The organism is Micromonospora humida, from assembly GCF_016901255.1.
Classification (GTDB): Bacteria; Actinomycetota; Actinomycetes; order Mycobacteriales; family Micromonosporaceae; genus Micromonospora; species Micromonospora wenchangensis.
In genome coordinates this window covers 197205-220545 of the sequence record NZ_JAFEUC010000005.1, presented here as the reverse complement: position 1 = coordinate 220545, position 23341 = coordinate 197205, and the positions used below count along the sequence as shown (strand labels likewise).

Below are 23341 nucleotides of genomic sequence, written 5' to 3'. Positions count from 1 at the left end.
GCGGTGCAGCGGCAGCCGGGGCTGCGGATCGCCGTCCGCCTGGACGGGGGCACACCGGTGCAGGAGATCGTCGAGCGGCCGGTCGAGGTGGTGCGGCTCGACCTGGGGCACGTCACCGACGGGGAGTTCGCCGCCCGGGTCCGACGTCTGGTGCACACCCCGTTCGACCTGGAACACGACCCACTGCACCGGATGTGGTTGATCGCGGCGCCCGGGGACCGGACCCTGCTGCTCCTGGTGTTCCACCACCTGATCACCGACGGGATCTCCAGCCACCTGGTGCTGCGCGACATCGTGGCCTGCCACGACGCGCTGGCCGGCCCCGGCGTCCTGCCACCTGTCGAACCGGCCGCCACCTACCGCGAGTTCGTCCGCCGGCAGCAGGAACTGCTCGACGGGCCGGCCGCCGCGACACACCGCCGCTGGTGGCTCGACCGGCTGGCCGGCGCGTCCAGCGGTCCCGTCCTCGACGCGATCACCGACCGGCGGCGGACCGGGCCGGCCACCGGGGACACCGGCGCGATGGTGCAGTTCCGCCTGCCGCAGGCCAGCTGGGCGGCCGTTCGCCGCACCGCCGGCGCGGCCGGGCTCACCCCGTTCAGCGTGCTGCTGGGCGCCTTCAGCGTGCTGCTGCACCGGCACTCCGGCCACCGTGACGTCAGCGTCATGGTGCCGACCGACGGCCGGATCTCCGAGCGGTTCGACCGCACCGTGGGCTACCTGATCAACCCGGTGGTGGTGCGGGTGGACTGCGACCCACGGCGCAGCTTCGCCGAGCTGATGACCGCCGTGCACGACCACATGGCGCAGGCCGAGGAGCACAGCGACTACCCGTTCGCCGCCGTGGTCGGCGACCTGCGCCGCGAATCCGGCACCGCGGTCTCCTTCGACATCGGCTTCTACCTCCAGCAGGGTGTCGGCGGCGACCAGGACATGGCCGCCGGGCAGACCGTCTTCCGCGACGCCCTCGAACTGACCCAGGAGGGCGAGAACCCGCTGGTCGTCGAGGTCGTGGTGCGCGGACCGGCGGCGCTGGTGTACGTCAAGTACGACCGTGACCTGTTCGACCGCACCACGGCCGAGCGGCTGGCCGAGCACTTCCGGCTGCTGCTTGAGGCCGTCACCGCCGACCCGGGGCAGCGGATCGGTGACCTCGCCCTCACCACCGCGCAGGAGCACGCCCTCGTCGAGCGGGCCAACGCCACCCGGGTCGGGCGGCCCCACGACGTGAGCGTGGCCGATCTCGTGCTGGCCCGCGCGGCGTCGGCCCCGGAGCGGGTCGTGGTGATCGACGCCGACGGCACGACCGGCTTCGGCGAGCTGGCCGGGCGGGTGCACGCCCTGGCGCGAACCCTCGGTGCCGCCGGGGTGACCCGTGGCGACCTGGTCGGCGTGCTGTCCGGCCGGCGGGCCGCGATGATCGCGGCGATGCTGGCGGCGCACACCGTCGGTGCCGCGTACGTGCCGCTCGACCCGGACTTCCCACCCGCCCGCCTCGCCCACATCTGCACCGACGCCGGCCTCGCCGCGGTCCTGGTCGACCCCGCGTACGCCGACCGCCTGCCCGCCACGGCACCGGGCACCCGGATTCCGCTCGACGGCACCGCCACCGCGGCCCCCGGCCCGGTGGTCGCCTGCCGCGACGACGACCTCGCGTACGTGCTGTACACCTCCGGCTCCACCGGGCAGCCCAAGGGCGTCGAGGTCACCCACGGCAACCTGGTCAACTTCCTCACCGCGATGGCCGAGCAGCCCGGCTGCGCCGACGACGACGTGCTGCTGGCCGTCACCACGGCCGGGTTCGACATCGCCGGCCTGGAACTGCTGCTGCCGCTCACCCGGGGCGCCACCGTCCACCTCGCACCGGCGGAGGTCACCCGCGACGGCTTCGCGCTCGCCCGTCTGCTCGACGACAGTGGCGCGACGATCGTCCAGGCGACCCCGGCCACCTGGCAGATGCTGCTGGCCGCCGGCTGGCGCGGCCGGGTGCCCCGGCTGCTGTGCGGCGGGGAGGCGCTGAACGCCGAACTGGCGGCGGAGCTGCTGGACCGGGCCGGCGAGCTGTGGAACATGTACGGCCCGACCGAGACCACGATCTGGTCCTCGGCGCTGCGGGTACGCCGCGACCGGCCGATCACGGTCGGCACCCCGATCGCGAACACGACGTTCCACCTCGCCGGCCCGGACGGTGACCCGGTCCCGTTCGGGGCCACCGGGGAACTGCTGATCGGCGGGGACGGCGTCGCCCGGGGCTACCGGGGTCGTCCCGAGCTGACCGCCGAGCGTTTCGTCGTGCGGGACGGGCAGCGACGCTACCGCACCGGGGACCTGGGCCGGTGGACCGACGACGGCGAGCTGCTGCTGTTGGGCCGGGCCGACCGGCAGATCAAGCTACGTGGCCACCGCATCGAGCTCGGCGAGATCGAGGCGGCGATCCGTCGTACCGGCGTGACCGCCGAGGCGGGCGTGGTCCTGCGCGACGAACAGCCGCGCCTGGTCGCCTTCGTCGTCGCCGAACCCGAGGCTGCCGCGACGGTCGTCGCACGGATCGGGGAGTGGCTGCCGGCGTACATGATCCCGTCCCGGACCGTGCCGTTGCTCCGGCTGCCGATGACCCCGAACGCCAAGGTCGACACCGTCCGGCTCGCCACCGCCCCGCTCGACGAGCTGATCCGTGACCTCGGCCACCCGCAGACGCCACGGACGCCCCGGCCGGACGACAGCGGCCGGCTGCTGGCCACCCTGCGGGAGTTGGCCGCGGGGGTGGCCGCCGTCGACCCGGACGAGATCCCGGTGGACAGGCCGCTCGGCGAGGCCGGCTTCGACTCGGTCGGCTTCACCCGCCTGGCGATGGCGGTCCGCGTCCGCTTCGGCGTCCCGGTCAGCCCCACGCTCTTCTACGCCCACCCCGTCCTCACCTCCCTCGCGGCGCACCTGGGCGCCACCCACCCGGCAGCGGTCACGGACAGCGGACCCGGCACTGGGCCGGCGGCGGCGACGCCGGTCCGGGTCGTCGGATCCGACGCACCGCCGCCGCGCACCGGCTATCCGCCGGTGGCGATCGTCGGCGTCGGCGGCCGGTTGCCGGCCTCCGGGTCGCTGCGCGAGTTCTGGACGCACCTCGCCGAGGGCCGGGACCTCACCGAGCCCTACCCGGTGGGGCGCGGCTTCTCGGCGCGGCTGTTCCCGGAACGGTTCCGCGGATCGTTCGTCCGGGACGTCGACGCCTTCGACGCGGCGCGGTTCCGGATCTCGCCGCGCGAGGCGGGTCAGATGGATCCGCAGCACCGGCTCCTGCTGCACGCCGCCGACGAGGCGCTGCTCGACGCCGGGCTTCGGCCCGCGGCGCTGGCCGGGAGCCGCACCGGGGTCTTCGTCGGTCTCAGCGGCGCCGACTACCTGAGCCTGCTGCCCCCCGGATCGCCGGACATGGGTGACCACTTCCTGATCGGCAACGTCGCCTCGATCGCCGCCAACCGCATCTCGTACGTGTACGACCTGCGCGGCCCCAGCGCGGTCTACGACACCGCCTGCTCCAGCTCCCTGGTGGCGATCCACCGCGCGGCCCGTGCCCTGCACCTCGGCGACTGCGAGCTGGCCCTGGCCGGCGGCGCGAACCTGCTGCTGTCCCCCCACGGGTTCACCGGCCTGCGCCGGGCCGGCATGCTCAGCCCCGACGGCCGGTGCAAGACCTTCGACGAGCGCGCGGACGGCTACGGCCGGGGCGAGGGCGTGGTGCTGCTGGCGCTCAAACTGCTGGACCGGGCGGTGGCCGACGGTGATCCGGTGCACGCCGTGCTGATCGGCTCGGCCGAGAACCACGGCGGCCACACCCACTCCCTGACCGTGCCCAACCCGCAGGCTCAGCGCGACGTCCTGATCGCGGCGCACCGGGCGGCGGCGGTGCCACCCGACACGATCGGCTACGTCGAGGCGCACGGCACCGGGACACCGCTCGGCGATCCGATCGAGGTCGACGCGCTGCGGGAGGCGTTCGCGCAGCTGTACCGCGACTGGGGACTGCCGGTCGTGCCGGGGCGCACCGGACTCGGCTCGGTGAAGGCCAACATCGGCCACCTCGAGGCCGCCGCGGGTGTCGCCGGAGTGGTGAAGGTGCTGCTGAGCATGCGACACCGGCTGATGCCCGGCCTGGTCGGCCTGCGCACCCCCAATCCGATGATCGATCTGACCGGCAGCCCGTTCCGGCTCCAGGCCGAGACACAGCCCTGGGAACCGGCGGAGGGCGTACCGGCACGCGCCGGCGTCAGCTCCTTCGGCATGGGCGGCAGCAACGTACACGTCGTGGTGGCGGAAGCGGAGAGGCAGTGATGGGCAACAGCACCGAGGACCGCGCCGCCCGGCTGATCGTCCTGTCGGCCGCCGGCCGCGAACAGCTCGACCGGTACCGGACCGAGCTGGTGGCATGGTTGCAGGCGCACCCGCAGACGACGCTCGACCGGATCGAGAACACCCTGTGGACGGGCCGGGAGGAGCTGACGGAACGGCTCGCCGTGGTGGTGACCAGCGTCGCGGAGCTGACCGAACGGCTCCGTGACGGCACGGGGACCGTCACCGGCACGGCCACGCGCACCACCGGTGAGCCGGTCGTGACCGGCGACCTGCACGAGGCTGCCAGGCTGTGGGTCGCGGGTGCCGCGATCGCCCGGCCACACCCCACGGGCCGGCGACCGGTCCGGCTGTCACTACCGCAGCCGCCGCCGGTCACCCACCGGTACTGGATCGACCCGCCGGCCACCCTCGCCGCCGACCCGGCCGAGCGGACCCTCACCGGCGACGAGTTCTACCTGCGCGACCACGCCCTGGGCCAGGTGCGCATCCTGCCCGCCGTCGTCGCCCTCGAATTCGCCGTCGACGCCGCCGCCCGGGCCGGGCACGGCACCGCGACGGGCGTCGAGAACGTCATCTGGGCCCGACCGGTGGTGCTCACCGGCGAGCCGGTCCGGATACGGGTGCGACTGGTGCCCGCCCCCGACGGCGTCGCCTACGAGCTGCGCCGCGTCGACGGCACCCGGGACGGGGAGCTGTGCTCGACCGGGACCCTGCGCTTCGACGACGTCGCGACGGCGGCCCGCCTCGACCTGACCGCGGTGCGTGCCCGCCTGCCCCGCACCGCCTCGGCGGACGACTGCTACGCGGTCTTCACCGCGCTCGGCGGCGGGTACGGACCGAGCCTGCGCGGGTTACGCGGGATCCGTTTCACCCCCGGCGAGGCGCTGGCCGAGGTCGGCGTGCCGGACGCCGCCGACCTGCCGTTCGAGGACTTCACCCTGCACCCCTCCCTGCTGGACGCGATGCTGCAGGCGGCGCTCTGGACCGCCGCCGACCCGTCCGCCCCGCGCCCGCGCGAGCTGCCCTTCTCCATCGACCGGGTGGAGATCCTCGGGCCGCTGCCGGAGCACGGGTACGTCCACGCCGTCGCCACCGGTACGGGACACGACATCGCCCTCGCCGCCGCCGACGGCCGCGTCGCCGTCCGGCTGCACGGTGTCGTCACCCGCGCGGTCAGGGACCAGGCCGACGCGGTGGCCACCCACCTGCTGGCCCAACGGTGGCGGGACGCCCCGCTGCGCCCCGCTGTCCCGGCGGGGCGCACCGTGGTGCTGGACCCCGGCTCGGACAGCCCCTTCCCGAGCCTCGATCCGCTGGTGGTGGTCCGCCTCGGCGACGACGACCCGCTACCCGGCCTGATCCGGCTCTTCCGGGCCTGGGCCGCGCAGCCGAGCCGACGGCCGGTCCGGGTGCTGCACGTGTTCCGACCGTCCGGTGCGGCCACCGACGCCCGCCTGCTGGCCCTGGACGGCATGGCGCGCAGCATCGCCAACGAGCATCCGGACTTCCGGGTCGCGGTGATCAACACCGACGACGCCGACCTGCGGGCGGTCGCCGCCGGGGAGGCCGCCGCCGAACACGAGTTCCGGGTCCGGTACGCCGCCGGCGGCCGGCAGGTGGCCCGGTGGGAGCCGATCGTCCCGGCACCCGCCCCGACGCCGCTGACGCCGCACGGGACGGTGCTGGTCACCGGCGGCGCCGGTGTGATCGGCCGACACATGGTCACCCACCTGGGGCCATCGGCGCGGTACGTGCTGACCGGGCGGTCCGCCGACGCCGACCTGAGCGTCCTGCGTGCCGCCGGGATCGACGTGCACTACCTGTCCTGCGACCTGGGCGCGCCGGGCGCGGCCGAGCGGTTGGTCGAGCGGGTCCGTGAGACGTTCGGGCCGTTGCGGGGGGTGCTGCACCTGGCCGGCGTCACCCGTGACTCGTTCCTCCTGCGCAAGACCGACGAGGAGATCGCCGCGGTGCTGGGGCCCAAGGTCCACGGCACGCTCGCCCTGGACCGGGCGACGGCCACGGACCCGCTCGACTTCTTCGTCTGCTTCTCCTCGATGTCCGGGGCGGGCAGCCCGGGACAGGCCGACTACGCCTACGCCAACCGCTTCCTCGACGCGTTCACCGCCTGGCGACGCGACAGCGACCGGCCCGGCCGCAGTCTCAGCGTGCTGTGGTCGCTGTGGGCCGACGGCGGGATCCGGATGGACGCCGACGACGCCACGCAGGACCGTATCGTCCGCCGCTCCGGGTTGCGTCCACTGCCGACCGTGGCCGCCCTGGCCGCCTGGGACAGGGCGTTGGGCCACGACGGTGATCACGTCCTGGTCGCGCACGGGGAGCTGGACCGCATCCGGCAGCTGCTCGACGCGCCGGCACCGGTCCCGGCAGCGGCACCGGTCCCGGCAGCGGCACCGGTCCCGGCGGCGACGCCGGCCGACGCCACCGCTGCGGTCACCGCGGTCGCCGAGGAGTTCCTGCGGGGCGTGCTGGCCGAGGTCTTCGACTATCCGCCGGAGGACATCGACGCGGACACCGCGTTCGAGCAGTACGGCATCGACTCGCTGCTGATCATGGACCTGACCCGGCGGCTCGAGGACCACTTCGGATCGCTGCCGAAGACCCTCTTCTTCGAGTACCAGGACCTGCGCGGCCTCGCCGGCTGGTTCGCCGAGCAGCACGGCACCCGCCTGACCGAACTCGCCCCGACGACACCCCCGGCACCGGAGCCGCCGGCGGTCCCGGCCGCGGTGACAGCCCCGCAACCCGACCCCGCCGCACCCGGATCCCCGCAGCCGGAGCCCATCGCGATCGTCGGCGTCGCGGCCAGGTTCGCCGAATCCGACACCCTCGACGAGTTCTGGGCGAACCTGCGGGCCGGCCGCGACCTGATCACCGAGATCCCGGCGGACCGCTGGGACTGGCGTGACTACGACCAGGCCACCCCGGCCGACCGGGCGGCCCGGTACAGCCGGTGGGGCAGCTTCCTGCGGGGCATCGACCGCTTCGACCCGCTCTTCTTCGGCATCTCCCCGCGAGAGGCGGAGATTATCGACCCACAGGAGCGGCTGTTCCTCCAGACCGCCTGGCACGCCATGGAAAACGCCGGACACACCCGGGCCGGCCTGCGGGGCCGCCGCGTCGGGGTCTACGCCGGCGCCATGTACGGCCTCTACCAGCTCCACGAGGCCGCCGACGGCCGGATCGGCGCGTCGTCGCACGCGTCCATCGCCAACCGCGTCTCGTACACCCTGGGCCTGACCGGTCCCAGCCTCGGGGTGGACACCATGTGCTCCTCCTCGCTGACCGCCATCCACCTCGCCGTCCGCGACCTGCGCTCCGGTGAGACCGAGATGGCCTTCGCCGGGGGTGTCAACCTGCACGTCCACCCCTACAAGTACCGGTTCCTCGGCCAGGGCGGCTTCACCTCCAGCGACGGCCGGTGCCGCAGCTTCGGTGCGGACGGTGACGGCTACGTGCCCGGCGAGGGCGTGGGCGTGGTGCTGCTCAGACCGCTGTCGGCCGCCATCCGGGACGGCGACCACATCCACGGCGTCATCCTCGGTACCTCCGTCAACCACGGCGGCAGGACCAACGGTTTCACCGTGCCCAACCCGGTCGCCCAGAGCGACCTCGTGGAGCGGGCGCTGACCGAGGCCGGGGTCACGGCCGCCTCGCTCGGTTACCTGGAGGCGCACGGCACCGGTACCGCCCTCGGCGACCCGGTGGAGATCCGGGCGCTGGCCCGCGCTCTGGACGCCTCCGGCCTGCCCCGGGACAGCCTGCCGATCGGCTCGGTGAAATCCAACATCGGCCACCTCGAGTCGGCCTCCGGGATGGCCGGACTCTGCAAGGTGCTCCTGCAGATCCGGCACGGGGAACTCGTACCGTCGTTGCACGCGGACCCGGTGAACCCGAACATCGACTTTGCCTCCACGCCGCTGCGGGTGCAGACCGAGGTGGCCCCCTGGCCCCGCCCGGATGGGCGGCCGCGCCGCGCCGGCATCAGCTCGTTCGGCGCGGGCGGAGCCAACGCCCACCTGGTGGTCGAGGAACACCTCCCCGAGCCCTCTGCGGCCGTCGCGCCGCGCCCCCGGCTCTTCCCGCTGTCGGCCCGTACGCCGGAAAGCCTGCGGCTGCTGGCCGGGCGGCTCGCCGACGCCGTGGCCGACGGTCCCGCCGACCGGCTCGCCGACGTGGCGTACACCCTGCAACAGGGACGCGAGGCATGGGCCGACCGCATGGTGGTGCTCGCCTCGACGGCGGACGAGCTGGTCGACCGGCTGCGCGCGGGCACCGGAGACGGCGTGTGGACGGGTAGCGTCCGTGGCCGCAACGCCGCCCGCGCCGTCGTTCCGGCCGCCACGGACCTTCCGGACCTGGCGGCGGCCTGGACCGCCGGCGCGACAGTCGACTGGGGCGGCACCGGTCGGCGGCTGCCGCTGCCCGGATACCCGTTCGAGGAACTGCGCTGCTGGATCACCGAGCAGACCTGGGCGCCGCCGACGGCCGGCCCGCCCACGCACCCGCTGCTGGGCGCGATCGATCCGGCCGGCAGCATGACCGGGCTGACCTACCGAACCACGTTCCCACCCGGGCATCCGCTGATCGACGGACACCGCGTCGGCGACATGCGCCTGCTTCCCGCCGCGGCGGTCCTGGAGATGGCCCGGGCGGCCGCCGCGACCGTCGGCCACCCGGTGCCGGTCCGCCTGCGCGATGTCCGCTGGCTGCGCCCCTTCGTGGTCGCCGATGCCACCCGCCGCCTCGCGACCCGGCTGCGCAGCGACGGCACCGGCCTGGTCTTCTCCCTGCTCGACGACGCCGGTGACCTGGTGGCCGAGGGGGGCGTCGAGACACTGACCGGCGTCGTGCCGGAGCCCGTCGCGGTCGAGCGGATCCGGACGGCCCTGCCGCACCGGCACGACGGGGCGGCCGTCTACGCCGACCTCGCCGCCGCCGGCCTGGTCTACGGCCCCGCCCTACGAGCCGTCGAATGGATCGTCTCGGGCACCGGGGAGGCGCTGGCCAGCCTGCGCCTGCCCACCGAGGCCGCCCCGCTCGCCGGCTGCGCGCTGCCGCCCGCCCTGCTCGACGGTGCACTGCACACGTTCGCGGTGCTGCGCGACCCCACCGACGGACCGGCGATGGTGCCGTTCGCGCTCGCCGCCGCCGAGGTCTTCGCGCCCCTACCGGACCAGGTGTACGCCCACGTCCGGGCCGTCGGCCCGGACCGGTACGACCTGACCCTGACCGACCGGGCCGGCGGCGTCTGCGTTCGCCTGCGTGACCTGGCCCTGCGCCCGGCTCCCGGGGCGCGGGCGTCCCGTGCCGGGTCCGCCGTGGCCGGGCCGGCGGTGGACGACCTGATGTACGTACCCCGCTGGTCCCCGACTCCGGCCGAGCCCCTGACCGTGGACGACGCGGACACCTGGCTGATCGGTCCTCCCGCCGCCGCGCCGCTCGCCGCCGTCCTCGCCGCCCGGCTCGGCGGTGCGGTCACCGACATCGGCGCCGACGGTTCCGTCGTGCCGGCCGGACGGCCGGGCCACGTGGTCGTGCTCTCCGGCCCGGCCGCCGGCCGCACCGACGACCTCGCCGCCCTCGACCGCGCCCAGGAGCACGGCGTCCTGGCCCTGTTCCGCGTCGCCAAGGCGTTACAGCGGTCGGGCGCACCGGTACGGCTCACCGTGGTCACCGAGGACGCCCTGAGCACCGGCCCGGAACCGGTCGGCAACCCCTACGCGGCGAGCCTGCACGGACTGGCCCTCTCCCTGGCCCGGGAACACCCGCGCTGGCGGGTGGCGGTGGTCGACCGCTCGTCGACCGATCCCCTGTCCGCCGACGTCCTCGACGTGCCCGCCGGCGGCCCGTACGCCCTGCGCGCCGGTGTCCTGCACCGGCGGAGCCTGGTCCCCGTCACCGCCGCTGCCCCCCGCGAGGCGATCCGCCACGGGGGCGTCTACCTGATCCTCGGCGGTGCCGGAGGTATCGGCCTGGAGCTCACCGAATGGCTGGTACGCGGCTACCGGGCGAGGGTGGTGCTGGTCGGCCGCAGCGAGCTGGACGACGGACGCCGGGAACGACTGCGCCGCCTGGACCCGGCCGGCGAGCTGGTGTCGTACCGCAGGGCCGACGCCACCGACCCGGCGGCACTCGCCGACGTGGTCACGGCTGTCCGGACCCGGCACGGCGCGTTGCACGGGGTCGTGCACGCCACCATCGTGCTGCGTGACCAGATCGTCGCCACGATGACCGAGGAGACCTTCCGGACCGTTCTCGACGCCAAGACGCGGACCTCGGTGGCCCTGCACCACGCCATCGGAACCGCCGCCGGGCTCGACTTCGTGCTGTTCTTCTCCTCCGCGGTGGCGCTGTCGGGCAGCGCCGGGCAGGCCAACTACGCCGCCGGATCGACGTTCGAGGACGCGTTCGCCCAGCACCTCGACGGCGTCCTGCCCGCCCGTTCGGCCGTCATCAACTGGGGTTACTGGGGCACCGTGGGCATCGTCGCGGACGAACGGTACCGGGAGCAGCTGGCCCGGACCGGAATCCGGTCGATCACCCCGGCGGAGGGCATGGCGGCGGTGCACGACGTGCTGGGTCGTACCGACCGGCAGGTCGTGGTGATCAAGGCGGACGCCGGTGTGCTGGCCGCCGCCGGGGTCGAGCGGCCCGGGGACCCGGCCGGCGACGACGAACTGGCACCGTCGGCGGCTGCCCTGGCACCGGTCGCGCCGCTGTTGACCGACGCCGACCAGGCGTCGCTGGACGCAATCGTGACCGGCTGGCTGTGGGAGCTGTTCCGCGACGAGGGCGTGTTCCGCAGCGACAACGAGCGGTGGACCGCCGTCGACGTCCAGCGACGGCTGCGGATCGCCGACGGGCAGTCCCGGCTCTTCGCCGAACTGCTGCGGGTGCTCACCGCGGCCGGCTTCCTGCACGACGACGGCACCGCGCTGGTGCCCACGAACCGGCCGGCCCCGGTGGACCCGGAGAACGAGCTGATCGCACTCTGCGCGCGCCAGCCGGCACTGAACCGCATCGACCGCCTGCTGAGGCCCTGCATGCGCGACCTGTTCGGGGTGCTGAGGGGCAGCGTGCGCGCCACCGAGGTGATGTTCCCCGGCGGGTCCACGGCGTTGGTGGAGGACGCCTACCGGGGCAGCCCCGTCGTCGACCGTGCCAACGAACTCGTGGTGGCCGCGGCGCTGGACCGGATCGGCCGGCTGGGCGGACCGGTCACGGTCGTCGAGATCGGGGCCGGGACCGGTGGCACCACCGCGAGCCTGCTGCCCGCCCTGACCGCCAGCGGCAGGGATCTGACCTACGTGTACACCGACATCTCGCCCGCGTTCCTGCAACACGGCCGGCAGCGGTTCGCCGAGCGCTACCCGACGGTGCGCTTCCAACGACTCGACATCTCCGGCGACCCGGCCGCGCAGGGATTCCCGCCCGGCGAGGCGGATCTCGTGGTGGCCGCCAACGTCCTGCACGCCACCCCGGACCTGCTGCACACCCTGCGCGCGGTCGCGGCGCTACTCAAACCGGGCGGACACCTGGTGCTCAACGAGGCCAGCAGCAACGCCGTCACCACGACGCTCACCTTCGGCCTGCTCGACGGCTGGTGGCTGCACCGCGACACCGGCCTGCGCCTGCCCGGATCCCCCCTGCTGTCCGGGGCCGGCTGGCGCACCGCGCTCGAGCTGGCCGGGTTCGCCCGCAGCCGGGCCCTCCCCGCCGACCGGGCGCTCACCCAGCACGTCGTCGTCGCGGCCACCGGCCCGGCTGCGGCGACGCCCGTGCCGGCGGTGTCGCAGCCGAGCCCCGCCGCCGCGCAGCCGCTGGCCGAGCCCGACCGCGAGGCGACAGCCGGGTCGCCGCCGCGCCCCGGCGACGCGCAGCGGCTCGTCGAGGCCGCCCGCGAGTACGTCAAGGACGCGTTCGTCCAGGTCCTCCAGGTGCCCCGCGACCGGCTGTGGCTGGACGAGACGTACGAGAACTTCGGGGTCGACTCGTTGACCGTGCCCCGCATCGCCGACCTGCTCGCCGAGCGGATGGGGGACCTGCCGGCCACCCTGCTGTTCGAGCGTCCGACCATCCGCGAGGTCGCCGACCACCTGGTCGAGCGGTACCCGCAGAGCGTCAGGGGCCTGCTGCCCGCCGAACCCCCGCCCGTGCCGGTGGTCGGTCCGTCGGCACCGTCCATGCCGGCGGCGACGGTCGAGCCCGCCGAGCGGCCGACGCCGACGCCGGACACCCGGATCGCCGTGATCGGCATGGCCGGCCGGTACCCGCTCGCCGACGACGTCGACACGTTCTGGGCCAACCTGCGGGCCGGCCGGGACTGCGTCCGCGAGGTACCGGCCGACCGCTGGGATCCGTCGGCGGTCTCCGAGGTGGACGGCAGACCGGTCAGCCGGTGGGGTGGCTTCCTCGACCACATCGACGAGTTCGACCCGCGGTTCTTCCAGATGTCGATGCGTGAGGCGGAACTGACCGACCCGCAGGAGAGACTGTTCCTGCAGACCGCCTGGCACACCCTGGAGGACGCCGGATATCCGCACGGCCGGCTCCGGGGCAGCCGGGTGGGCGTCTACGTCGGCGTCATGTACGGCCACTACCAGCTCCTGGAGGACGAGCGCGGGCTGGCCGGGGGAATGGGCTACGCGTCGATCGCCAACCGGGTGTCGTACGTCCTCGACCTGCACGGCCCGAGCCTGGCCGTCGACACCATGTGCTCGTCGTCCCTGACCGCCATCCATCTCGCCTGTACGGCACTGGCCGCCGGGAACGCGGACTACGCGCTGGTGGGCGGCGTGAACCTCACCCCGCATCCGCGCAAGTACCGGCAACTCGCGGCCGGCGGGTTCACCGGCGACACCGGGCGGTGCCGCAGCTTCGCGGCCGGCGGCGACGGCATGGTCCCCGGCGAGGGCGTCGGCGCGGTCCTGCTCAAGCCGCTGGCCGCCGCCGAACGCGACGGTGACCGCATTCTCGGGGTCATCCTCGGCAGCGCCGTCAACCACGGCGGCAAGACCGGCGGGTACGCCGTACCCAGCCCGGGCGCCCAGAGCGAGGTCGTCACGAGCGCCCTGCGGGCCGCCGGTGTCGACCCGGCCACCGTGTCGTACGTGGAGGCGCACGGCACCGGCACGGCGCTGGGCGATCCCGCCGAGATCGCCGGCCTGACCCGGGTGTTCGGCGACGCCCCCGCCGCATCGATCGCCATCGGCTCGGTGAAGTCGTCCGTCGGTCACCTGGAGTCCGCGGCGGGCATCGCGGGCCTGACGAAGGTGCTGCTGCAGATGCGGGCGGGGGAACTCGCGCCGTCACTGCACGCCGAGGAGCTCAACCCGGCCGTCGACTGGGCGGGCGTCCCGTTCCGCGTGCAGCGCGAGGTGGCACCGTGGACCGGCCCGCAGCCACTGCGTGCCGGGGTCAGCGCCTTCGGCGCCGGCGGCTCCAACGCGCACGTCCTGGTCGAGCAGTACCGGGCCGGATCACCCTCCGGCGTCGTACCGGTGCCGGCCGTCTTCCCGTTTTCGGCGCGCGACGCGCAGGCGCTGCGCCGCGTCGTCGAGCGGATGCTGGGCCGGTTGCGCGGCGGGGCGGCCGGACCCGGCCTGTCCGAGATCGCCTCGGCCGCCGGGGTGCCGGTCACCGCCGTCGACGAGCCGCTCGACGAACTCGGCCTGGACCCCGCCGTGATCATGCGGCTGGCCGGGCGGGACAGCACCCTGAACGTCGGGGCCGTGCACAGCGGATCGACCCTGCGTCAGCTTGCCGCGGCCCTGCCGGCCGCCGGGGACCTCGACCTCGACCTCGACCGGCTGGCCTACACGCTCCAGACCGGGCGCGAGGCGATGGCACACCGGCTCGCCGTGGTCGCCCATCGGCCCGACGAGCTGATCGACCAGCTCGACTCCTTCCTCGCCGGGCGGTCGTCGGGCTGGACCGGGGTGGTCACCGCGGAGCCCGGCCCCCCGGTCGCGCCGGGCCCGGACCCGCGCGACGTCGCACGCCGCTGGGTGGCCGGCGAGGTGATCGACTGGCGGGGGACGCCCGGCCGCGGACCGGAGCCGCTGTCGCTGCCCGGGTACCCGTTCGAGCGGGTCCGCTGCTGGATCCGGTCCGCCGCGCCGACGGTCGCCACGCCGGTGCCGGGCCGGCCGACCGGCCCGCGCCGCCCCGCGCTGGACACCGTGCTGCGACTGGTCAGCGGAATCAGCGGCTATCCGGTGACCGACCTCGACCCGGATGCGTCGTTCCACGATCACGGACTCGACTCGCTGGCGCTGCTGAGGCTGGCCGGTGACGTCGCCGCCGCGTTCGGGGTGCCGGTCGGCCCGGACCAGTTGCTGGCCACCCCGACCGCCACGGCCCTGGCCGAGTGGCTCACCCGTGACGACCCGAGTGCGGCACCGGATCCGTCCGGTCCGCCCGGGACGGACGATCCGGTGGTGATCGTCGGCATGGCAGGGGTGCTGCCGGGCTCCGCCGATCTGGACGAGTTCTGGGCCAACCTGGAACGTGGCGGGGACCTCTTCTCCGACGTGCCGGCCGACCGGTGGGACGTGCGGGAGCACCACGGCGATCCCGCCGGCCACCCGGAACACACCCGGGTGACCCGGGCCGGTTTCATCGCCGACGTCGACCGGTTCGACCCGCTGTTCTTCGGCATCTCCCCCCGGGAGGCCCGCTGGATGGACCCGCGGCAGCGGCTGCTGATGCGTACGGTGTGGGCCGCGCTGGAGGACGCCGGCATCGACCCCGGCGACCTGGCCGGCACCGACACCGGGCTCTTCGTGGGCGTCGGTTCCTCCGAATACGCCGAGCTGATCCAGCGTTCCGGTACCGCCACCGACGCCTACTCGTCGACCGGTCTCGCCCCGTCGATGCTGGCCAACCGCATCTCCTACCAGCTCGACCTGCACGGTCCCAGCGAACCGGTGGACACCGCCTGTTCCAGTTCGCTCGTCGCGCTGCACCGGGCGGCGGAGGCGCTGCGCCTGGGACGGTGCGGCACCGTCATCGTCGCCGGTGTCAGCCTGATGCTGTCCCCGGTCACCTTCGCCTCACTGGAACGCGCCGGGATGCTCAGCCCGGACGGTGTCGGTCGGGCGTTCGACGCCGACGCGGCCGGCTACGTACGCGGCGAGGGGGTCGGCGTCGTGGTACTCACCCGGTTCAGCCGGGCCCGGGCCGACGGCAACCCGATCCTGGCGGTGCTACGGGGCAGCGCGGTGAACCACGGCGGCCGGGCCAACTCGTTGACCGCACCCAACCCGCGCGCCCAGGCCGAGGTGATCCGACAGGCGCACCGGGAGGCGGCGGTCGACCCGCGGACGATCGGATACCTGGAGACGCACGGCACCGGCACCGTCATCGGTGACCCCGCCGAGACCAACGGGTTGCGCGAGGCGTTCGCCGACCTCTACCGCGACTGGGGCCACGAGGCACCGGCCCGGCCGCACTGCGCCCTCGGGGCGCTGAAGAACACCATCGGCCATCTCGAACCGGCGGCGGGGATCGCCGCCGTGCTGCGGGTCCTGCTGTCGCTGCGGCACGGCCGGATCACCGGCGACCCGCACGGGCCGCGGCAGAACCCGCACCTGGGTCTGGAGGGCACCCCGTTCGAGTTGGCGACGGGGCTGCGGGAGTGGCCGCCGCCCGCGCCGGCAGTGCCACGCCGCGCCGGGGTGAGCGCCTTCGGGTACGGCGGAGCCAACGCCCACGTCGTGCTCGAGGAGTACCCGGGCGCGCAGCCGCACCCGCCGGCGGGACCGGTGGTGTTCGTCCTGTCCGCCAGGGACGGCGACCGGCTGCGGGCGTACGCGCGTGCCTTCGCCGACCGGCCGGACCGGTGGGCGCACGACCTGGCGGGTACCGCGTACACCCTGCAGGTGGGGCGTGGGGCGTACGCCCAGCGGCTGGCGTTCGTCACGGACTCCGCCGAGCACGCCGTCACCACGCTGCGTCGGTTCCTCGCCGGTGACACCACCGGTCTGCACACCGGGCGGGTCGAGCGGGGCGCAGGCGGTGACCCGTACGACGGCCACGGCGACGACGAGACGGCTGCCGCCTGGGTACGGGGCGCGCGGGTGGACTGGCGTCGCCGGTGGGTGGACCGACCCCGTCGGCGGTCCCTGCCGACGTACCCGTTCGCGCGGGAACGGCACTGGTTCACCGACGGCACGACGGCCCCGCCGATCAGCTACTTCACGGCGACCTGGCGGGACGAGCCGGTCCCGGCGCCCGGGGAGCACCCGGGCCGGGTGCTGGTCCTGGGTGACCTGCCGGTGCCGGGCGCGGTGCACGTCGTGGCGGGCGCCGAGTACCGCGACGAGGGCACGGTGGTCACCATCCGGCCCGGCGAGCAGGACGACTACGCCCGGCTGCTCGCCGACCCGCCGACCCGGATCGTGCACCAGTGGCCGCTGCTCACACCCGGCCGCGACGACCTGGGGATCGAGGCGATGTTCCGGATCGTCAAGGAGCTGACGGCCCACGGCACCCGTGCCCCGGCCCGGATCCAGGTGCTGGTGCCGGAGGGCCCCCACGCCGAGGCGTGGGGCGGGTTCGACGTGTCGTTGCGGGCCGCGCTGCCGGGAACGAACGTCAGCGTCGTACGGGTCGAGGGCCCCACCGGTACCGACGAACTGCTCGCCGAGATCGCCGCGTACCGGCTGTCGGGTCCGGCCGTACGGGTGTCGGCGACCGGCCGCACGGTCCGGGTGCTCAGCGAGATCCCCGCTGAGCCGGTCCTGCCCCCGCCGCTGCGCGACGGTGGCGTCTACCTGATCACCGGCGGTCTGGGCGGCCTCGGCGTGCTGCTGACCCGGACGCTGCTGTCGCGCGGCGCCCGGGTCGCGCTGACCGGCCGCGCGCCGGCCGCCGAGCGGAACGGAGCACTGGCGGAGCTGCGTGCCCACGGCGACGTCGCGTACCACCAGGCGGCCGTCGACGACCGCGCCGCCATGGCCCGTGTCGTGGCGGAGGTGACCGCCACCTGGGGCCCCCTCGACGGGGTCTTCCACCTGGCCGGCACCGTGTCGCGCACCCCGCTGCCCGGCAAGGGCCTCGACGAGCTCCGTGCGCACCTGCGGGCCCGGCTCACCGGGACCGTGGTTCTCGACGAGGTCACCCGCGACCAACCGCTGGACGTGTTCGTGCTCTACTCGTCGCTGGCCGGGCAGCTCGGTGACTACGGTCTCCTGGACTACGCGGTCGGTGCCCGGTACCTCGACGGGTTCGCCACTGCGCGGGAACGGGAGCGCCGCGCCGGACGCCGACGTGGTCGTACCGTGTCGGTGGACTGGCCGATGTGGCGTGCCGGCGGCATGCACGTGGACGCCGGGGACGAGCGCCGCTACCTGGCCGCCACCGGCTTCCGCTACCTGGAGGCGGCAGAGGGCGGGCAGGTGCTCGACCTGGTGCTGCGCCTCGACCGTGACCAGGTGGCCGTCCTGCCCGGTGAGCCGGCCGCGATGCGGGAACTGGTGGCCGGGATGCGCCTGCGTGAGGACGGCCACCCGGTGCCGTCGTCCGACCCGCATGCCGCTCCCGCTGCTCCAGGACCGCATGCCGCTCCCGCTGCTCCCGGGCCGGACGTCGCTCCCGGGCCCTATGTCGCTCCCGGCCCGGAGCTGGTCGGGCAGGTCCGCGGGTTGGTCGGCGGGATCCTCGGGATCGCCCCGTCCACACTCGACCCGGAGGCCGGCTTCGGCGAGTACGGCCTGGACTCCTTCGGCCTGCAGAACCTGGCCGCGGCGCTGGCCGTCCGCTACGACGTGGCCGTGCCGACCACGACGCTGTTCGCCGCCAACACCATCACGAAACTCGCCGCGCACCTCGCGGCCGAGCTACCCGCGACCCCGGCCGGCGCGCCGGCCGTACCCGACCCGGTCGCACCCGAGCCGGTCGTCGCACCCGTACCCGTATCCGGGACCGCCCCCTCGGCACCGGCCGACCACGAGCCGGTCGCGATCATCGGCCTCGCCGGGCGGCTGCCCGGCGCCGACGACCTGGAATCCTTCTGGCAGCACCTCGCGGCCGGCCGGGACCTGATCACCGAGACGCCCGCCGACCGGTGGGACTGGCGGGAGGTCGCCCGTCGCTTCGGCGGCACCGCCCGCTGGGGTGGCTTCCTGACCGACGTGGACCTGTTCGACCCGCTGTTCTTCCGCATCTCACCGGCCGAGGCACAGGTCATCGACCCGCAGCACCGCCTGTTCCTGGAGCAGACGTGGGCTGCGCTGGAGGACGCGGGATGTCGCCCGGACCGGCTCGCGGGTGGCCGGGTGTGCGTCTTCGCCGGGGTGCAGTTCACCGACTACGAGTCGATGGTGCTCAACGGCGAGCACGTCAACGCGCACGCCGGCACCGGACTGGCCCGCACCATGCTGGCCAACCGCATCTCGTACCTGCTCGACCTGCGGGGCCCGAGCGAGAGCATCGACACCGCCTGCTCCAGCTCGCTGGTCGCCCTGCACCGCGCCGTCCGGTCGTTGCGTGCGGGGGAGAGCGACCTGGCCATCGCCGGTGGGGTGAGCCTCGTGCTGTCCCCGCAGACCGTCGTCGCCGGCAACCAGCTCGGTGTGCTCGCGCCCGACGGCCGGTGCAAGACGCTCGACGAGCGGGCCGACGGGTACGTCAAGGGGGAGGGCGTCGGCGTCGTCGTCCTCAAGACGCTGTCCCGGGCCCTCGCCGACGGCGACCGGGTGCACGCGGTCATCCGCGGCAGCGCGGTCAACCACGGTGGCCGCGCCTCGTCACTCACCTCACCGAACCCCCTCGCACAGGCGGATCTGCTGGTCGAGGCGTACCGGGACGCGGACGTGCCGATCGAGACGGTGTCCTACGTCGAGCTGCACGGCACCGGCACCGCACTCGGTGACCCCGTCGAGATCGACGGCCTGGTCCGGGCCCACCGGACGCTGGCCGTCGGACCCCCGGTCACCTGCGGCATCGGCACGGTCAAGAGCAACATCGGGCACCTGGAACCCGCCGCGGGCATCGCGGGCGTGATCAAGGTGGTGCTGGCGATGCGGCACCGACAGCTTCCGCCGACGCTGCACCTCTCCCGGCTCAACCCGCTGATCGAGCTGACCGGCACGCCGTTCGAGCCGGTCCGGCAGACCCGCCGGTGGGAGCCGCGCGACACCGACGGCACTCCCGTGCCGCTGCGCGCCGGAGTCAGCTCGTTCGGCTTCGGCGGGGTCAATGCCCACGTCGTGCTGGAGGAGCCACCCGCGCCCGCGCCGGCACCGACGGACACCGGACCGGAGGTGTTCCTGCTGTCGGCACGCGACGAGGCCGCCCTGCACCGGTACGCCAGAGCGACCTGGACGTTCCTGGGGGACCAGCAGCCCGCCCTGTCGTCGCTGGCCCACACCTCGCAGGTGGGCCGGGTCCCGATGGCGGTGCGTCTGGCCTTGGTCTGCACGTCCGTGGCGCAGTTGCGGGACCAGCTCGCCGCGTTCCTGGCCGGCGACCTCGCGGCGGGCACCGTGGCGGGCGACCACGACTGGCTCACCGAGCCGGAGGGCGTCAGCTATCTGCGGCGGCTGGCCCGCGAGGGGCGGCTCGACCGGATCGCGCGGCTATGGCAGGACGGCGCGGCCATCGACTGGGTCGCGCTGCGCACCGATCGACCTGCCCTCACCTCGATGCCGACGTACCCGTTCGCGCGGGAACGACACTGGCTTCCCACCGGGTCCGACCCGGCGTCGGAGGATTCCCGGCGGCTGCTGGTCAAGGCGTGGGAGCCGGCGTCGCTGCCGTCCGCGTCGGCACCGGACGCACCGGTGGTCCTGGTCGGTGCCGAGACCGAGGCGCTCGCGCTGGCGGCGTTCGGGGGGACCGCGCGGGTGGTCCGGCTGGACGACACCACGGAGGAGACCGGCCTACGGGCCGCCACCGCGATCGGCCGGGCAACGGTCGTGGTGGACCTCGTCGACCTGTCCGCGGTCGCGGTGGCCGAGGTGCACGTCGACTGGGCACGCATCGTGCTGGCCCGGGAGCTGGTCGCGGCGAACCGGACCACCGGACTGGCCTACCTGCACCTGACGCAGGGGTTGGTGACCTTCGGCGTCGAGAACCCGACGCTGCGGGGAGCAGCGTTCGCCGGTCTGGTCCGGATGCTCACCGCCGAGTACCCCGCCGTGTCCGCCCGTACCGTCGACGTCGATGTCACGGACCCGGAGGTGGTGCGCGACGTGGTCGCCGCGGAGCTGGCGGCGGCCGATCGGGTCACCGAGGCGTGCGTGCGCGACGGCCTCCGGTACACACCGGTGCTGCGGCCCGTGGACGCCTCTCCGGCACCGGCCCGATGGTCGGCCACGCTGGCCGGTCAACCGGTGGTGATCACTGGCGGAACCGGTGCGCTCGGCCGGCTGCTGGCTGCGGAACTCCTCGCGCGGGGCGCGGACCGGCTGGTGCTGCTCGGGCAGTCGCCACTGCCCGCCCGGGAGACCTGGGCGGCCCTGATCGCCGCCGCGGACACCGATCCGGACCTGGCCGCCCGGCTCCGCGACCTCACCGCGCTGGAGCGCCCCGGGGTGCACCTGATGATCGAGAGCACCCCGCTGGAGCGCGTCGGGCAGGTGCTCGACCGGGTGCGGCGGCAGTGGGGTCCGATCGCCGGCCTCGTGCACTGTGCCGGGCTGGGGGTGATGACCGACCCCGCGTTCATCGGCAAGCGCACCGCCGACATGCGCGCGGTGCTGGAACCGAAGACGACGGGCCTGCAGGCGGTGCTCGACGCGTGCGCGGACGACCCGCTGCGCTTCGTGGTGCTGTACTCGTCGGTCGCCGGCCAGGTGCCCACCCTGGCCGTCGGGATGAGCGACTACGCGCTGGCCAACTCGGTGCTGGACCGGGTGGCCGAGTATCGGACCGCCACCGGCACGGGGGTTCCGGTCTTCCGGTCGGTGCAGTGGCCGAGCTGGCAGGCGGCCGGCATGCCGGAGGTGGACACCCCGACCTACCGCGCCCGAGGGCTGCTGGCGCTGGCCCCGCGGGACGGCCTGGCGCTGCTGGACGCGGCGCTGGCCGGACCCGACCCGGTCGTGCTGCCGTGCGTCGTGGACGCCTCCCGGTTCGCCGCGCGTTCCCTCCTGGAGGTCACCCCGTCTGCGGCCGCGACCCCGTCCGCGCCGGCCGCCGCTGCCGTCCAGGCGCTGCCGGCGGGGCACGGGATCCGCTCCGGCGACCACGGGGTACGACGGCTCACCGAGGTCTTCGCGGCGACGTTGCGCCTGGACGCCGCGCAGATCCCGCCCGACGCCGATTTCGCCGACCTCGGCGTGGACTCCATCATGATCGCCCAACTGCTCGCCGCCCTGGAGCGCGACCTCCAGGTGGTCGCCGAGCCGTCGGTACTGCTGGAGAACCCCACCATCGCCCAGCTGAGCACCGCCCTGAACGGCGTACTGCCGCAGGAGCCGGTGCCCACGGAGCCGCAACCGGAGCGCGGGACGCAACCGGGGCACGGGCCGCAACCGGGGCGCGGAACGCAACCGGGGCGCGGAACGCAACCGGCCCCGAGGACGCCGCAGGTGCGGGGGATCGCCGTGGTGGGCATCGCCGCACACTTCCCCGGCGCCCCCGACCACGCCACCTTCTGGCGCAACCTGGTCGGCGGGGTGGACTCGGTGACCGAGGTGCCGCCGTCCCGCTGGGCCGTCGACCGCTTCTGGCACCCGGTCCAGCAGCCCGGCAGAACCGTCAGCAAGTGGGGCGGGTTCCTGGACGCCATCGAGGACTTCGACCCGGAGTTCTTCCGCCTCGACCCGGCCGGCGCCGCCCACGTCGACCCGCTGGTGCGCCAGTTCCTGGAGGCCGGAGCCGAGTGCCTGGCCGACGCGGGCCTGACACCCGCCGACGTGGCCGGCCGCCGGGTGGGGGTCTTCGCCGGTGCCCGGGTGGCGAACTTCGGCGCCCACCACACGGCCGCGACCACCCATTCGATCAGCGGCATGGCGCAGAACTTCATCGCCGCGCAGCTCTCGCACTACCTGGACGTGCACGGTCCGGCCATGGTCGTCGACAGCGCCTGCTCCTCCGGGCTGGTCGCGGTGCACCTCGCCGTGCAGAGCCTGCGGGCCGGCGAAACCGACACGGCACTCGCCGGCGGCGTCGAGATCCTGCTCGACGAGGTGCCGTTCGTCGGTATGAGTGGTGCCGGGGCGCTGTCACCCACCGGCCGGTGCCACACCTTCGACGAGCGGGCCGACGGCATCGTCCTCGGTGAGGGCGTGGGCGTCCTGCTGCTCAAGCGGGTCGAGGACGCGATCCGCGACGGCGACCGGGTGTACGCGGTCATCGAGGGCAGCGCCGTCAACAACGACGGCCGCACCATGGGCATCACCACACCGAACCCCCGGGCGCAGCGCGAGGTCATCGAGTCCGCGCTCGCCGTCGCCGGCGTGTCCCCGGCGCTGCTCGGCTACGTCGAGGCGCACGGCACCGGCACCATGATCGGCGATCCGATGGAGTTGAAGGCGTTGACCGAGGTGTTGCGCGGTGCCACGGACGAGGTCGGGTTCTGCGGCGTGGGGAGCGTGAAGACCAACATCGGGCACACGCTCAGCGCCGCCGGGATCGCCGGCCTGATCAAGACGGTCCTGTCCGTGCACCACGGGCAGCTGCCGCCCACCCTGCACTGCGCGACGCTCAACCGGCGCTTCGAGTTCGACAGGTCACCACTGTTCCCGGTCCGCGAGCTGCGCGACTGGACCGGACGCGACGGCGTACGCCGGGCCGGGGTCAGCTCGTTCGGCTTCGGCGGCACCAACGCCCACGTGGTGGTGCGCCAGGCGCCGCACAGCCAGGCCCGGGTGCGTGAACCGCTGGAGCCACCGCGGTACCGGCGACGCCGGTTCTGGTTCGACGGACCGGTGCCGACGTCGGCCAACGGCCACGGGAACGACCACGGCCCGGAGTCGCTCGCGCCGTTCTTCGAGATCCAGTTCTAGTGCGCGGGGGA

At 74.5% G+C, this 23341-nt stretch carries 2 protein-coding genes (1 of these 2 running past the window's edge); both read left to right on the top strand.

What is annotated here, in order from left to right:
* Positions 1 to 4329: the 3' portion of a non-ribosomal peptide synthetase gene (locus JQX11_RS12670; RefSeq protein ID WP_204925169.1), read on the top strand. Its footprint begins 255 nt before the window's first position; the window shows 4329 of its 4584 coding nt (coding positions 256-4584); its start codon lies off the left edge, out of view; its stop codon occupies positions 4327 to 4329.
* The gene (locus JQX11_RS12665) at positions 4329 to 23330 is read left to right on the top strand and encodes an L-histidine N(alpha)-methyltransferase (protein ID WP_204925168.1); all 19002 of its coding nucleotides are present in this window, start codon (positions 4329 to 4331) and stop codon (positions 23328 to 23330) included. Before JQX11_RS12670 ends, JQX11_RS12665 begins: the two co-directional genes overlap by 1 nt.
* Positions 23331 to 23341 lie beyond the last annotated feature (11 nt).

Coding starts and splice junctions, on each gene's coding strand:
- JQX11_RS12665 (WP_204925168.1), top strand. CDS start 4,329: ATGGGCAACAGCACCGAGGACCGCGCCGCCCGGCTGATCGTCCTGTCG.